We start from the raw sequence: 13,447 nt of genomic DNA, 5'->3' as shown, positions 1-13,447 counted from the left end.
AAGAGAGGAATTTCCGTGGCTGTAAGAGGTTCTAAATGAAGGGTTACAGAAGCTTGTTTGGAGTGCAGCTAATCCCTGCCGGTTAAACACCGTTATCGTTCTTAAGGTGATGAATCTGATGGTTCATAATCAGGGTGGTACCGCGATAGTCAACTCTCGTCCCTGCATATTTTTGCAGAGAGGAGAGTTTTTTTAATTATAAAAACAAGATTAATTATTTAGGAGGCTTTGTATTATGAAGCAATTAACATCTGCAGAAGTGCGTCAAATGTTTTTAGATTTTTTTAAAGAAAAAGGGCATAGGATAGAACCTAGTGCGTCACTTGTTCCAAAAGATGATCCGACTCTTTTATGGATTAATAGTGGTGTTGCTACATTAAAAAAATATTTTGATGGACGAGTGATTCCAGATAATCCACGAATCGTTAACGCACAAAAATCCATTCGAACAAATGACATCGAGAATGTTGGTTTTACCGCTCGACACCATACATTTTTTGAGATGTTAGGGAATTTCTCAATTGGCGATTACTTTAAAGAAGAAGCGATCACTTGGGCCTGGGAGTTTCTTACAAGTGAAAAGTGGATCGGTTTTGATCCGGAAAAATTAGCAGTAACCGTCCATCCAGAAGACGATGAAGCATATGATTTATGGAAAAATCATATTAAACTTCCAGAGAAACAGATTATTCGATTAGAGGAAAATTTTTGGGATATTGGGGAAGGACCTAGTGGACCGAACACAGAAATTTTTTATGACCGAGGAGAAACATTTGGTAATGATCCAAATGATTCTGAATTGTATCCAGGTGGAGAAAATGATCGCTACTTAGAAATATGGAATTTAGTATTTTCACAGTTTAATCATAATCCAGATGATACATATACTCCCCTACCAAAGAAAAATATTGATACGGGCATGGGGTTAGAACGAATGCTTTCTGTTATTCAAGATACACCAACAAACTTTGAAACAGATCTATTTCTTCCTTTAATTAAAAAAGTAGAAACTTTCTCTAATGAAAAATACGGTAAAAATGAGCAAGCAGATGTGGCGTTTAAAGTTATTTCTGACCATATTCGTACGGTCTCTTTTGCCATTGCTGATGGGGCTTTACCTTCTAATGATGGACGCGGTTATGTTTTAAGGAGATTATTAAGAAGAGCAGTTCGTTTCGCTAAACAAATTGGAATTGAAAAACCGTTTATGTATCAACTCGTTGGTACAGTTGGTGATATCATGCAAACATTCTACCCTGAATTAAAGAAAAAACAAGACTTTATTGAAAATGTTGTGAAAACAGAAGAAGATCGTTTTCATGAAACATTACATGAAGGGTTAGTAATTCTTGAAGATATTATTGAAAAAGAAAAAAAACAAGGGAAAAATGTCTTCCCAGGGACCGAAGTATTCCGATTATATGATACCTATGGTTTTCCAAAAGAGCTAACAGAAGAATATGTAGCAGATGCTGGTTTTACTATTGATGAGATTGGCTTTGAAAATGAAATGAAAAAACAAAAAGAACGTGCGCGGAATGCGAGACAAAAAGTAGATTCTATGCAAGTGCAAGATGAAATTTTTCATTCGTTAAAAGTGGAAAGTAATTTTGTTGGTTATGATAATTCAACCGTTGATACAACCATTGAAGCAATTATTCAAGATAAAACATTTGTCAATCAATCTTCAGAAGAGGAATTGTATCTTGTTTTGAGTGAAACGCCTTTCTATGCGGAAAGTGGTGGACAAATTGCTGACAAAGGTTGGATTTATTCAGAACATGGTGAAGCTAGAGTAGAAGATGTGCAAAAAGCACCAAAAGGCCAGAATTTGCACCGTGTGATTGTGACAAGCGGTGAATTTATCCAAGGTGAAGAAGTTAAGACAGTAGTTGATGAGAAAGCAAGAACATTTATTGAGAAGAATCATACTGCAACACATTTATTACACCAAGCACTAAAAGATGTACTCGGGGATCATGTGAATCAAGCCGGGTCACTTGTTGCACCTGATCGTTTACGGTTCGATTTTTCACATTTCAGTGCGATTACCGAAAAGCAATTGAAAAGAATTGAATCAATTGTTAATGAGAGAATTTGGGATTCCTTAAATGTCACCACGAACTACCATTCGATAGATGAAGCAAAGGAAATGGGAGCTACTGCTTTATTTGGAGAGAAATATGGTGATGTTGTCCGAGTTGTCTCAATAGGAGATTATAGCTTGGAGTTATGTGGTGGCTGTCATGTGCGCAATACATCGGAAATTGGATTATTTAAGATTACAACAGAATCAGGTATTGGAGCAGGCACAAGAAGAATTGAAGCAGCAACAGCTAAAAATGCGTATCAATTTGTCAATCAACAACAAGCAATTTTATCTGAATCTGCGCAATTACTTAAAGTATCACAGGATAAGGTTCCAACAAGAATTAATGATTTATTCATAGAGATGAAAGAATTACAAAAGGAAAAAGAGAAATTAAATCAGAAACTATCTAATTTAGAAGTAGCTTCGATATTGGATAAAGTAGAAGAAGTAAATGACGTAGCAGTATTAATTGAAAAAGTTGATGTTTCTGATATGGACCAACTACGTGGAATGGTCGATGATTTGAAACAAAAAATAGCTTCAGGTATTATTTTGCTAGCAGCTGTTAATAATGGGAAAGTACAATTAGCAGCAGGTGTATCAAAAGATTTAATAGATAAAGGCTATCATGCAGGGAAATTAATCAAAGAAACAGCTACACGCTGCGGTGGTGGCGGTGGTGGTCGTCCTGATATGGCGCAAGCCGGTGGGAAAAATCCAGAAAAGGTGCAAGAGGCATTGGAATATGCAAAAACATACATTTCGAATGTAGTTTAGATTGTCAATTTATCTTTAAAAAAGGTATAATTGACTCAACAAATAGATATTTGTGTTATGATGATAGTGTAAATAAGATAATATTTGGAAAAGGCGGGTGTTATCATGGGGTCAATGGATAAAACAATGAAATTTAATTTTTCTGAAGAACCTTTTGAGGAAAATATAAATGCAGTATTATTAACGGTTTACGAAGCATTACGTGAAAAAGGTTATAATCCAATCAATCAAATCGTTGGTTATTTACTTTCAGGTGATCCAGCCTACATTCCGAGATATAAAGATGCAAGAAATTTGATACGTCGGATAGAGCGAGATGAGCTAATTGAAGAACTAGTAACGTTCTATTTGCAACAACATAAAGAGGGTTAATATGAAAAAAATGGCTTTAGACGTCGGCTCCAAAACAATAGGGGTAGCTGTTAGTGATGCAATGGGGTGGACAGCCCAAGGGATTAAAACAATTCGATGGGATGAAAATGATTATCAAACTGCTATAGAAGAGTTAGCATTGATAATCCAACAATATGAAGTATCTGAAATAATTGTTGGTTTACCAAAGAACATGAATGGTACCATAGGGGAACGTGCTGAAATGTCGCAGGAATTTGCTTCATTTATAGAGGAACACTTTTCATTACCTACCGTACTATGGGACGAGCGATTATCAACAATGGCTGCAGAACGTGTATTATTAGAGGCTGATGTAAGTAGAAAAAAGAGAAAAAAGGTAATAGACAAAATGGCAGCTGTGATGATTTTACAAAGTTATCTAGATGCTAATCAAAACTAGGAGGCTAAACAATGGCTTTAGAAGAAAAGGAACGTATTATTATCCCTGATGAAAACGGAGAAGAACATTTATTTGAGGTGCTTTTCACCTTTGATGTCGATCAAAATGGACAATCTTACATTGCAGTTGTACCTGTTGAACAAAAAGATGATGAGGAAGTAGAAGTTTTTGCTTTTCGTTATGAGGATAAAGAAAACGATGATGATTTAGCACTATATCAAATTGAAACCGAAGAAGAATGGCAAATGGTAGAGGAAATGCTTAATACGTTAACAGAAGAAGAGGAATAATATTTAAAGCAGAAGGTTCAAACCTTCTGCTTTTTCGTTTCTCCCTTCATTATAAGTTTTACCTTATGAGGAATTCTTCTTCGAGTTAATTACACAAAGATTTTAAAATTACATAGAAATTATGTAGAATGTTGTAGTATAATATACCGGGTGAAGGGAGGAACCATGATGTCCACATCTGATCATGAGAAGAATAATAAAGCAGAAATGCATAATAATAATAGTCAAAATAGTAAACAAGAAAAAAAGGACCGATTTTTAAAGCGAAGTAAAGAAGCAAGTACTGTTAGAAAGATTGTCTTAAGCTTGTTATTGTTGCTATCTATTTTAATAGTTGTTGGTGGTGTTTCAGGCTATTTTTACATTAAAAATGGACTGGAGCCAGTAAATCCTTCTGATGATACGAAGCAAACTGTAACGATACCTTTGGGGTCTTCAACATCACAAATTGCAAGTATTTTAGAGGATGACGGGATTATTTCCAATGATTTAATTTATCGCTTCTATGTTAAATTCAATAATGTATCACAATTTCAAGCTGGTGATTATCAACTTTCACCTTCCATGTCTCTTAAAGAGATTACTGAGAAACTTCAAACAGGTGTTGTCATGCAAGATCCAGTTCTTAGTGTGACGATTCCAGAAGGGAAGACTTTGGAAGAAATAGCTGATTTGTTTGAGCAACATGCGAATATAAGTGCTAATCAATTTATGGAGAAGATGAAAGATCAAGATTATATTGAACCATTGATTGAGGCTTATCCAGAGATCTTATCTGATGAAATTTTGGCAGAGGATATTCGTTATCCATTGGAAGGCTATTTGTTTGCTGCAACCTATCAATTTTATGATGAAAATCCATCGGTTGATATGATTGTACATGATATGTTAGAAAAAACGGAACAAGTCGTATTGAACTATCTTCCACAAATCCAAGAGAAGAAAAGTTACTCAGTTCATGACGTTCTAACATTAGCATCACTAGTAGAGAAAGAAGCACGAACACAAAAGGATCGAAAACGTATTGCTGGTGTATTCTTTAATCGTTTAGACAAAGATATGATACTACAAACAGATCCCACCGTATTGTACGCGTTAGGAGAGCATAAAGAACGCGTGTTATACAAAGATTTAGAGGTGGATTCTCCTTACAACACATACCAAACAAAAGGTTTAACACCTGGTCCGATCTCAAACTTCGGAGAAAATTCACTAAAAGCAGTTCTTGATCCAGAAAATACTAGTTATTTTTATTTTGTTGCTGCACCAGATGGCAGTGTGTATTATGCTGAAACATATGAACAACATAAACGATTAGTCAATGAACATTTAAAACGAAGCAAATAATTATTACAGGGAGACTTTGTATAGGTTTCCCTGCTTTTCTTTCATATTCATTATATAAATGAATGGATAGATTGTTTATAGATAGGGTGGATATTAGAAATGAATGAAGAATATTTGGAAGATCTATTAGAAGCATCCCCTGAATGGATAAAAGAGTTAGAAGATTATGCGCAAAGAAATCACGTTCCAATTATGGAGCCATTGGGTATTGATTTTTTAATGCAAATCATTCGAATGAAACAGCCAAAAAGAATTCTAGAAATAGGTACAGCTATTGGTTATTCAGCATTAAGGATGCTTCAAGCGTTTCCGCAGACATCCATCATAACGATTGAGCGTGATGAAGATAGATATCAACAAGCATTAAATAATATTGCTAAATATGATAAGGAAGGTAAAATTAACATTATATTTAGTGATGCATTGGAATGTGTTGAAACCATTCGGAATAAAGCTCCTTTTGATTTGCTTTTTGTTGATGCAGCAAAAGGACAGTATCAACGATTTTTTGAGCTGTATTCACCAATGCTTTCCGATAATGGTGTTATTATTTCCGATAATGTATTGTTTAAAGGATTAGTGGCTTCAAAAGAAAATACTGTTGAAAAAAGAAAAAATAAATTAGTTAATAAAATTAAGTCATACAATCAATGGCTAGCTAATCACCCAGATTATCATACTTCTATCATTCCAATAGGAGACGGCGTAGCGATAACTACTAAAAGTGAAAAAGAATAGACAAGTTAGAAAAAAGGGGTTTTAAAAAAATGAAGGAAAAACCTATTATTATTGGTGTGGCAGGCGGCTCTGGTTCAGGAAAAACTTCTGTAACACGCTCCATATGTCAACGCTTCGCAGATAAAACAATTTTAGTGATTGAACAGGATTACTACTATAAGGATCAATCACACCTTCCTTTTGAAGAGCGATTACAAACGAATTATGATCATCCCTTTGCTTTTGATAATGATTTGTTAATTGAACATGTAAATCAGTTAATTCATCATCAACCAATTAACAAACCAATATACGATTACAAGCGCCATACACGATCAGAAGAAGTATTATATGTAGAGCCAAAGGAAGTTATTATTTTAGAGGGGATACTAATTTTAGAAGATCCTCGACTGGTTGATTTAATGGATATAAAAGTATATGTAGATACTGATGCTGATGTTAGAATCATTCGTCGTCTACTGAGAGATATCAAAGAAAGAGGCCGAACGATCGATTCAGTGATTGATCAGTACATAAATGTTGTACGTCCGATGCATTTGCAATTTATTGAACCAACAAAACGATATGCAGATATTATTATTCCTGAAGGTGGGGAAAACCACGTAGCCATTGATTTAATGGCAACAAAAATTCAAACTATCTTAAATCGAAAAGAAAAGATGTAGTATCAAAAAAGAAACTATTGAAATATACGCTAAAATCTGCCATAGTATTGGTTAGTACATTATTAAACGTTTACTTTAATTTTGAAGTGAATAGGTATATCTCTGTTTTCTCTAGAATAAATATCAGAAAAATACTTGAAAAAGGTTTGGATTAAAGGAGTGTAACGAATGGCTGTAGAGAAGAGCTATTATATGACACAAGAAGGAAAAGAAAAGTTAGAGAAAGAATTACATTATTTAAAAACAGAAAGACGTCAAGAGGTTGTAGAGCGAATTAAAGTCGCTCGTGATTTTGGTGATCTATCTGAGAATTCAGAATATGATGCAGCGAAAGATGAGCAGGCTTTCGTCGAATCTAGAATCGCTCAAGTAGAAAATATGATTCGTAATGCTGTTATTATTGAGAATAATGATCAAAATCCAAATATGGTAGCATTAGGTAAATCAGTTACTTTCCAAGAATTACCTGATGGTGATGAAGAGACATATACAATTGTAGGTAGTGCAGAAGCTGATCCGTTTGAAGGGAAAATTTCCAATGATTCTCCAATTGCTAAAAGTCTACTTGGATGTGAGATCGGTCAAGAAGTAACGGTACCTACTCCAGCTGGTGACATGAATGTTAAAATTATAAGTGTAGATTAAAAAAAGAACTTGGCATGTTGCCAAGTTCTTTTCATCAATAAGGCAGTTCGAAGAAAATAAGTGTTATTGGTATTTAAATAATAGTATAATGAATGGATAGGAGTTGTACCTATTAAATGTAACAAACTGATCAGGAGGTTAGGAATATGCCGGAAGATTATGACTATCACTTCAGTAGAACAAATCGATTTGAAAAGCGTCGAAAAAACAAAAAACTATTACTGTTTTTCAGTATTAGTGCTATGGTAGTTTTTGTTTTATTTTTTGTTATTCAAACCATTACATCCGATTCACCTGATAAGAAAGTTGCGCAAAATCAAGATGACAAAACACAGGAAATAAGTGGAGACAAACCCAATGATCCTCTTGAAAACGGAAATGCGGATGAACAAGCAATGAATGATTCAAATGATGACGCAGAAACTACCTCTAATGACACATCTGATCAAGTTATTGAATTAAAAGAATTGGAAGTTGATGATGAGTTAGTAACTGAAGCGTATACCGCCAATTGGGAACCTGTCCAAACTGTTCAATCCGAACCGCATGAAATTTCATGGGAACAAGATTCACAAGATTGGAAAGAGATGCTTCAAGCCGCACAATTAGCAACAGGTTTGGATCAAGAAGAAATATCTTATTTATGGGTTTCGGGTAACGGTCCTCAAAAAGTAATTGCAACGTTTTCAAATCAAGCAGAGAGTGAGCATTATCGTGTTTACCTTTCATGGATTGAAAATACAGGGTGGCAGCCGACAAGAGTTGACCATTTAAAAGAAAATGATCAAAAGTATAGATTTGATTCAATTAGTACAAATGAACAAGAATCAGATGAAAATGACAACGAAGAAATAGCTAATTAGAGGAGAGTTAATGGTGAAAATTGGGATTATTGGTGCAATGGATGAAGAAATTGCGTTATTAAAAGAAAACATGGTAATTGATACAGAAACTACAATAGCAAATTGTTTATTTATTCAAGGAAAAATGGAAGATAAAGATGTAGTACTATTACAATCAGGTATCGGAAAAGTAAATGCGGCAATGGCTACAACTATTTTACATGAGCGGTATCAACCAACGCATGTGATTAATACTGGTTCTGCCGGGGGCTTTGGACAAGACTTACAAGTTGGAGATTTAGTTATAGGTAAGGAAGTAACACATCATGATGTTGATGTAACAGCCTTTGACTATGTATATGGACAAGTACCAGGTTTACCTGCGGTTTACTTAGCAGATGATAAACTGATAGAGTATACAGAAGCTGCAATCAATGAACTTAGTGATTTAAGACAAAGTAAACAAGGGTTAATAGCAACCGGGGATACTTTTATGAGTGATGCAGTGCGTGTGGCATTTGTGAGAAAGAAATTTCCTGAGCTTATTGCTGCTGAAATGGAAGCTGCTGCAATTGCCCAAGTATGTCAACAATACAAAACACCATTTGTAATTATTCGTGCGTTATCTGATATTGCTGGGAAAGAATCTTCTATTTCATTTGAGGCATTTTTAGAAACGGCTGCAAAGCACGCCGCTGAATTAATAGAAAAAGTTGTTCGGAAAATGTAATTTGCAATTCAATGATTTACCAGATAAATAGAGCCTCCTATCATGTTATGATATATCTATATCATGATAGGAGGAGGAGACGAATTGGAACAAGCGATTATGAATAAGATTGCCGATTTTAGCCGTTTTACATTTGTACTTCTCATTTTAAGTGCATATCTCTACGCAGGAATGTTAATTCAAATATACAGTAAACAAACAACAGAGCATATTTTCTTTATACTTATTTTACTAGTTTTGTGTTTAGTTGGAGCATCTGTATTTATCATTTTAATAAACCGATTAAATAAACAGGTTAACAATTGATATGTAAATAGCATGTTACGGAACAAATATACGTCGTAACGTATATTTGTTCCAATTATATAATTGATAGATTATTGATGTGAACAGGTGTTAATCATTTTTCTTTGCGATAGTATTCGTGGAAAACCTTCATTAGCGCACGTTTTTCAATTCTAGATACATAACTTCGTGATATATTTAATCTTTTCGCTATTTCACGCTGTGTTAGCTCATCTTCATTACCAAGACCATATCTACTAACAATTACTTGTTTTTCCCTGTTATCTAATATGTCTAAGTATTGTTTGATTTTTTCAACTTCCATATTTAATTGGATAAATTCAACGATATCTTCATTCTCAGCTTGTAAAATATCAATTAAGCTAATTTCGTTCCCTTCTTTGTCTTGCCCGATCGGATCTTGCAGTGAAACATCTTTTTTGGTTTTTTTTAATGCACGTAAATGCATTAAAATCTCATTCTCAATACATCGTGCTGCATATGTTGCTAATTTGGTTCCTTTCCCTGCTGAATAACTCTCGATCCCTTTTATTAAACCGATTGTTCCAATAGAAATTAAATCTTCCGTATCTTCACCAGTGTTCTCAAATTTCTTAACGATATGGGCGACCAAACGTAAATTGTGTTCAATCAATTTGTTTCTTGCCTCTTCATCTCCATCTTGCATCTTCTCTATTTGGATTCTTTCTTCTTTTGCACTTAACGGTTGTGGAAAGGCATGATTCTTAACATAAGAGACAAAAAAAAGTACATCCTTAATTATAAAGGCAAGTGCACTTAAAATAACAGACAAATAGATGCACCTCCATAAAGTTATTAGGCATTAGCCTATACAATACTCTATGTTGGTGCTAATTAGATTGTGTCTGTCCATATAAAATTATTTTTTATAAAGATAAAGCGGAGTAAAGATTTATTTTTTAAAGAAAAGAATTTTGAAAAGCATCATCTTTATTCATTGAATAACCTAACTCAAGTTTGATGGATCTACGATGCATTTCTTGTTCAATTAGACGGATAAACTCTGGATTTAGATTAAGTTCATAAGCTTTGTAATACGACTCAACTAATAATTCATCTGATAAATTTTGCATCATTTGCCCTCCATTTACTTTTTGATGGAATTCGATTAAGTCGTTTTAAATACTACTGAAATAAGTTAATATAACACTAACAAATTTAAATTAGGGATACAAGCTAATACTTATCTACAGTGTCTTGTAGATAAAATGTGAATAAAACGTAAAACATATTGATTTAACAGTGGCTTTTTTGTTGATAAAGTTATCCACATGATGAAAAAACAGGGAATTTGTCGAACGATTTTGTATTCTATTTAAGAGAATACATGCATAAACTATATTTTTTATTGATTTTTTTATAATTAGTTTTGAAAGAAAAGTATAAATTGTTTATGATGAATAGGTGGAATTGATGTTATAGAATGCTGAGGTGAACAAATTAGTGTTAAAAAGATTTTTGCCAAATCAACATGTACAAGATATTTTTGAAATAAACCCTACGATGTTAAAGCAAAAGGGGATTAAGGGAATTATTACTGATTTAGATAATACACTTGTTGCATGGAACGTGCCAGATGCTACACCGGAGATTGTTGAATGGTTCAATAAAATGGAGGAAAATGGTATTCGTGTTACGATTATATCTAATAATAATGAAAAACGAGTAAAATTATTCTCAGAACCATTAAAGACGCCATTTGTGTACAGCGCTCGTAAACCATTTGCGAAAGCTTTTAAAAAAGCTGCTAAACAAATGAAACTTTCAAAAGATGAGATCGTTGTGGTTGGTGATCAATTAATGACCGATGTTTTGGGTGGTAATAGTGCTGGTTTTTATACTATACTTGTCGTCCCTATCGTGAAAACAGATGGAGTGTGGACAAGAATTAACAGAAGAATAGAACGTAAAATTTTAAGCTGGATGCGAAAGAAGGGACTAATTACATGGAAAGAGTGAATTATTGTCAAGGCTGTGGCGCTACTATACAAACAACTGATAAAAATAAACCGGGATTTGTTCCTGCTTCGGCCTTAAATAATGATATGCTAATCTGTCAACGTTGTTTTCGATTAAAACATTATAATGAGGTACAAGATGTTTCTTATACCGATCAAGACTTTTTAGATATGATTAGTCAAATAAGTGAATCAAGTGGCTTAATTGTTAAGGTGGTAGATATTTTTGATTTTAGTGGTAGTTTTATAAAAAGTTTACACCGTTTGACTGGCAAGAATCCGATTATATTAGTAGGAAATAAAGTTGACTTACTTCCAAAATCAACAAATTTAAATCGACTAAAACAATGGATGAAAAAAACAGCTGCTGATTTGGGCTTGGTTGTTCAAGATGTTTATTTAATATCTGCATCAAATGGAAAAGGAATGGATGAAGTTAAAAAAGGAATTGAATATTACCGAAACAAACAAGATGTTTATGTTGTAGGTTGTACTAATGTTGGAAAGTCAACATTTATTAATCGTCTAATAAATGAATCAATAGGAACGAAAGATGCAATAACAACTTCTTACTTTCCAGGCACAACTTTAGGGTTTATAGAAATTCCATTAGATCAACATTCGTCTTTATTTGATACACCTGGAGTGATTAATCGCGGCCAGATGGCACACTATCTTTCCGAAAGTGATCTAAAGGTTATTACACCTGCAAAAGAAATAAAACCTATTGTTCATCAATTACAACAAGGACAAACACTATTTATTGGAGGATTAGCAAGATTTGATTTTATAAAGGGAGAAAAACAACCTTTTGTTTGCTATTTTGCAAATCAATTATCCATCCATCGGACAAAGCTTGAAAATGCAGATGCATTGTATGAGAAGCATAAAGGTGAATTGCTTTCTCCACCTAGTAGTGACAATTTAAGCCTTTTACCTGAATGGTCTACACACACATTAAAAATAGAGGGTAATAAAAGTGATATTGTGATACCAGGACTTGGTTGGATAACCCTGTCTGGTGTTGCTGCTACGGTAACGATCCATACACCAAAGACAGTGGCACCATCCAAACGAGATGCGATCATTTAGAATGTTAAAAAAGGGGTTAAGTTATGAAATTAGGATTAATTGGATATCCAATTAAACATTCATTATCACCATGGATTCATAAACAATTCTTACAGCAAATTAACCAAAAAGGGCAGTACAAGCTCTATGAAACAAGTGACATTGAATTACCAGAAACTATTGAAAAGATAAAACAGGATGATTTAAGAGGATATAATGTAACTGTTCCATATAAGCAAGCAATCATTCCTTATTTAGATGAACTAGATATCTATGCTGAAAAAATTGGTGCAGTAAATACCGTTGTTTGTGACAATGGGAAGTGGATAGGATATAACACAGATGGATTAGGGTATATTCAAGCGGTAAAAGCTGACTACCCGGAACTATTTACTGGGAAGAAAAATGTATTAGTTATTGGTGCTGGTGGAGCTGCTCGAGGAATTTTTTATGCTCTGTGTCAAGAATCATTTGAACGAGTTGATATAGCAAATCGCACAATTGAAAAAGCAATGACATTAAAGTCACTAAATCAGACAAAACAAGTTAAAACCAACTGTGTAACATTCGAAGAAGCTGAAAAAAATATAGACAACTATCATTTAATCATACAAACAACATCTGTTGGTATGAATGAGGATGTAGCGATTCTTTCATTAGATAATCTGTTGCATGAAACGGTTGTAAGTGATATTGTTTATCAGCCATTACTAACGACATTTTTACGTGAAGCAAGAGATCAAGGTGCCAAGATTCATCAAGGGCATACGATGCTTTTGAATCAAGCGAAATTAGCATTTCAGAAATGGACTGGAAAAAAGGTATCAGTGAATCCATTAAGATATAATTTAGAACAACAATTAAAAAAGGATGAATAATATGTTAACAGGAAAACAAAAAAGATTTTTACGAGCAAAGGCAAATCATTTACGTCCAATTTTTCAAGTAGGTAAGATTGGTGTGAATGATAATATGATTGTACAAATTGATGAGGCATTAGAAAAAAGAGAATTAATTAAAGTAAGTATTTTACAAAATTGTTTAGAAGATAAAGATGAAGTTGCAGAAGCGTTGGTACAAGGAACAGGTGCAGAATTGATACAGATTATTGGAAATAATATCATTTTATATAAAGAATCATTAGAAAATAAAACGATAGAATTGCCATAAGG

Annotated in this window: 17 protein-coding genes and 1 other annotated feature (1 of these 18 cut by a window edge); of the genes, 15 read left to right on the top strand and 2 right to left on the bottom strand. The window is 33.7% G+C overall.

Going from position 1 to position 13,447, the window contains the following annotated elements; genetic code table 11:
* Nucleotides 1-167 (top strand) — a binding site (T-box leader) (it extends 41 nt beyond the left edge of the window).
* A 68-nt stretch (nt 168-235) separates the two neighbouring features.
* The 11 genes from alaS to BN1058_RS05760 all read left to right on the top strand — a co-directional run bounded on the left by alaS (nt 236) and on the right by BN1058_RS05760 (nt 9,225).
* Nucleotides 236-2,869, top strand: coding sequence for an alanine--tRNA ligase (alaS, locus tag BN1058_RS05810; RefSeq protein ID WP_090854193.1), 2,634 nt, complete (start codon nt 236-238; stop codon nt 2,867-2,869).
* Between the two features lie 105 nt (nt 2,870-2,974).
* Nucleotides 2,975-3,241, top strand: a complete 267-nt coding sequence (locus BN1058_RS05805) for an IreB family regulatory phosphoprotein (RefSeq protein WP_090854188.1) — start codon at nt 2,975-2,977, stop codon at nt 3,239-3,241.
* A 1-nt stretch (nt 3,242) separates the two neighbouring features.
* Nucleotides 3,243-3,662, top strand: a complete 420-nt coding sequence (gene ruvX, locus BN1058_RS05800) for a Holliday junction resolvase RuvX (protein ID WP_090854185.1) — start codon at nt 3,243-3,245, stop codon at nt 3,660-3,662.
* An 11-nt stretch (nt 3,663-3,673) separates the two neighbouring features.
* Nucleotides 3,674-3,952: a DUF1292 domain-containing protein gene (locus BN1058_RS05795; RefSeq protein ID WP_090854182.1), complete on the top strand. Its 279-nt coding sequence runs from the start codon at nt 3,674-3,676 to the stop codon at nt 3,950-3,952.
* 168 nt (nt 3,953-4,120) lie between these two features.
* Nucleotides 4,121-5,299 (top strand): endolytic transglycosylase MltG, encoded by a 1,179-nt coding sequence (mltG, locus tag BN1058_RS05790; protein WP_090854179.1) that lies wholly within the window; start codon nt 4,121-4,123, stop codon nt 5,297-5,299.
* A gap of 99 nt (nt 5,300-5,398) precedes the next feature.
* A complete protein-coding gene (locus BN1058_RS05785) occupies nt 5,399-6,037 on the top strand; it encodes an O-methyltransferase (RefSeq protein ID WP_090854176.1) in 639 nt (212 codons plus the stop codon).
* 29 nt (nt 6,038-6,066) lie between these two features.
* On the top strand, nt 6,067-6,702 hold the full coding sequence (gene udk / locus BN1058_RS05780) for a uridine kinase (RefSeq protein WP_090854172.1): 636 nt from the start codon (nt 6,067-6,069) through the stop codon (nt 6,700-6,702).
* 168 nt (nt 6,703-6,870) lie between these two features.
* A complete protein-coding gene (gene greA / locus BN1058_RS05775; protein WP_090854169.1) occupies nt 6,871-7,347 on the top strand; it encodes a transcription elongation factor GreA in 477 nt (158 codons plus the stop codon).
* Between the two features lie 146 nt (nt 7,348-7,493).
* A complete protein-coding gene (locus BN1058_RS05770; RefSeq protein WP_090854166.1) occupies nt 7,494-8,210 on the top strand; it encodes a YrrS family protein in 717 nt (238 codons plus the stop codon).
* A 13-nt stretch (nt 8,211-8,223) separates the two neighbouring features.
* Nucleotides 8,224-8,919, top strand: coding sequence for a 5'-methylthioadenosine/S-adenosylhomocysteine nucleosidase (gene mtnN, locus BN1058_RS05765; RefSeq protein WP_090854164.1), 696 nt, complete (start codon nt 8,224-8,226; stop codon nt 8,917-8,919).
* 84 nt (nt 8,920-9,003) lie between these two features.
* Nucleotides 9,004-9,225, top strand: coding sequence for a YrhC family protein (locus BN1058_RS05760; RefSeq protein ID WP_176694450.1), 222 nt, complete (start codon nt 9,004-9,006; stop codon nt 9,223-9,225).
* Between the two features lie 94 nt (nt 9,226-9,319).
* Here the strand turns inward: BN1058_RS05760 and sigK are convergent, their stop codons facing one another.
* Together sigK and BN1058_RS05750 are read right to left on the bottom strand one after the other, a co-directional pair.
* On the bottom strand, nt 9,320-10,018 hold the full coding sequence (gene sigK / locus BN1058_RS05755) for an RNA polymerase sporulation sigma factor SigK (RefSeq protein WP_090854158.1): 699 nt from the start codon (nt 10,016-10,018) through the stop codon (nt 9,320-9,322).
* A gap of 127 nt (nt 10,019-10,145) precedes the next feature.
* The gene (locus BN1058_RS05750) at nt 10,146-10,319 is read right to left on the bottom strand and encodes a sporulation histidine kinase inhibitor Sda (RefSeq protein ID WP_090854155.1); all 174 of its coding nucleotides are present in this window, start codon (nt 10,317-10,319) and stop codon (nt 10,146-10,148) included.
* Nucleotides 10,320-10,689: 370 nt separating this feature from the next.
* On the opposite strand from BN1058_RS05750, the gene BN1058_RS05745 reads away from it, so the two are divergent.
* The 4 genes from BN1058_RS05745 to yhbY are packed head-to-tail and all read left to right on the top strand — an operon-like array spanning nt 10,690 to nt 13,445.
* Nucleotides 10,690-11,205, top strand: coding sequence for a YqeG family HAD IIIA-type phosphatase (locus BN1058_RS05745; RefSeq protein ID WP_090854152.1), 516 nt, complete (start codon nt 10,690-10,692; stop codon nt 11,203-11,205).
* Complete coding sequence (gene yqeH / locus BN1058_RS05740) at nt 11,193-12,296, top strand: ribosome biogenesis GTPase YqeH (protein WP_090854149.1); 1,104 nt, start codon at nt 11,193-11,195, stop codon at nt 12,294-12,296. The genes BN1058_RS05745 and yqeH overlap by 13 nt, the downstream gene beginning before the upstream one ends.
* A gap of 23 nt (nt 12,297-12,319) precedes the next feature.
* Nucleotides 12,320-13,153: a shikimate dehydrogenase gene (aroE, locus tag BN1058_RS05735; RefSeq protein WP_090854146.1), complete on the top strand. Its 834-nt coding sequence runs from the start codon at nt 12,320-12,322 to the stop codon at nt 13,151-13,153.
* Nucleotide 13,154: 1 nt separating this feature from the next.
* Complete coding sequence (gene yhbY / locus BN1058_RS05730; RefSeq protein ID WP_090854142.1) at nt 13,155-13,445, top strand: ribosome assembly RNA-binding protein YhbY; 291 nt, start codon at nt 13,155-13,157, stop codon at nt 13,443-13,445.
* Nucleotides 13,446-13,447 lie beyond the last annotated feature (2 nt).

This window comes from Paraliobacillus sp. PM-2 (assembly GCF_001368815.1).
GTDB lineage: Bacteria > Bacillota > Bacilli > Bacillales > Amphibacillaceae > Paraliobacillus.
Note: the sequence above shows the minus strand (reverse complement) of the source record. Positions and strands in the feature narration are given on the sequence as shown.

Coding starts and splice junctions, on each gene's coding strand:
- BN1058_RS05770 (WP_090854166.1), top strand. CDS start 7,494: ATGCCGGAAGATTATGACTATCACTTCAGTAGAACAAATCGATTTGAA.
- udk (WP_090854172.1), top strand. CDS start 6,067: ATGAAGGAAAAACCTATTATTATTGGTGTGGCAGGCGGCTCTGGTTCA.
- mltG (WP_090854179.1), top strand. CDS start 4,121: ATGTCCACATCTGATCATGAGAAGAATAATAAAGCAGAAATGCATAAT.
- BN1058_RS05750 (WP_090854155.1), bottom strand. CDS start 10,319: ATGCAAAATTTATCAGATGAATTATTAGTTGAGTCGTATTACAAAGCT.
- greA (WP_090854169.1), top strand. CDS start 6,871: ATGGCTGTAGAGAAGAGCTATTATATGACACAAGAAGGAAAAGAAAAG.
- aroE (WP_090854146.1), top strand. CDS start 12,320: ATGAAATTAGGATTAATTGGATATCCAATTAAACATTCATTATCACCA.
- ruvX (WP_090854185.1), top strand. CDS start 3,243: ATGAAAAAAATGGCTTTAGACGTCGGCTCCAAAACAATAGGGGTAGCT.
- BN1058_RS05795 (WP_090854182.1), top strand. CDS start 3,674: ATGGCTTTAGAAGAAAAGGAACGTATTATTATCCCTGATGAAAACGGA.
- alaS (WP_090854193.1), top strand. CDS start 236: ATGAAGCAATTAACATCTGCAGAAGTGCGTCAAATGTTTTTAGATTTT.
- BN1058_RS05805 (WP_090854188.1), top strand. CDS start 2,975: ATGGGGTCAATGGATAAAACAATGAAATTTAATTTTTCTGAAGAACCT.
- yqeH (WP_090854149.1), top strand. CDS start 11,193: ATGGAAAGAGTGAATTATTGTCAAGGCTGTGGCGCTACTATACAAACA.
- yhbY (WP_090854142.1), top strand. CDS start 13,155: ATGTTAACAGGAAAACAAAAAAGATTTTTACGAGCAAAGGCAAATCAT.
- BN1058_RS05785 (WP_090854176.1), top strand. CDS start 5,399: ATGAATGAAGAATATTTGGAAGATCTATTAGAAGCATCCCCTGAATGG.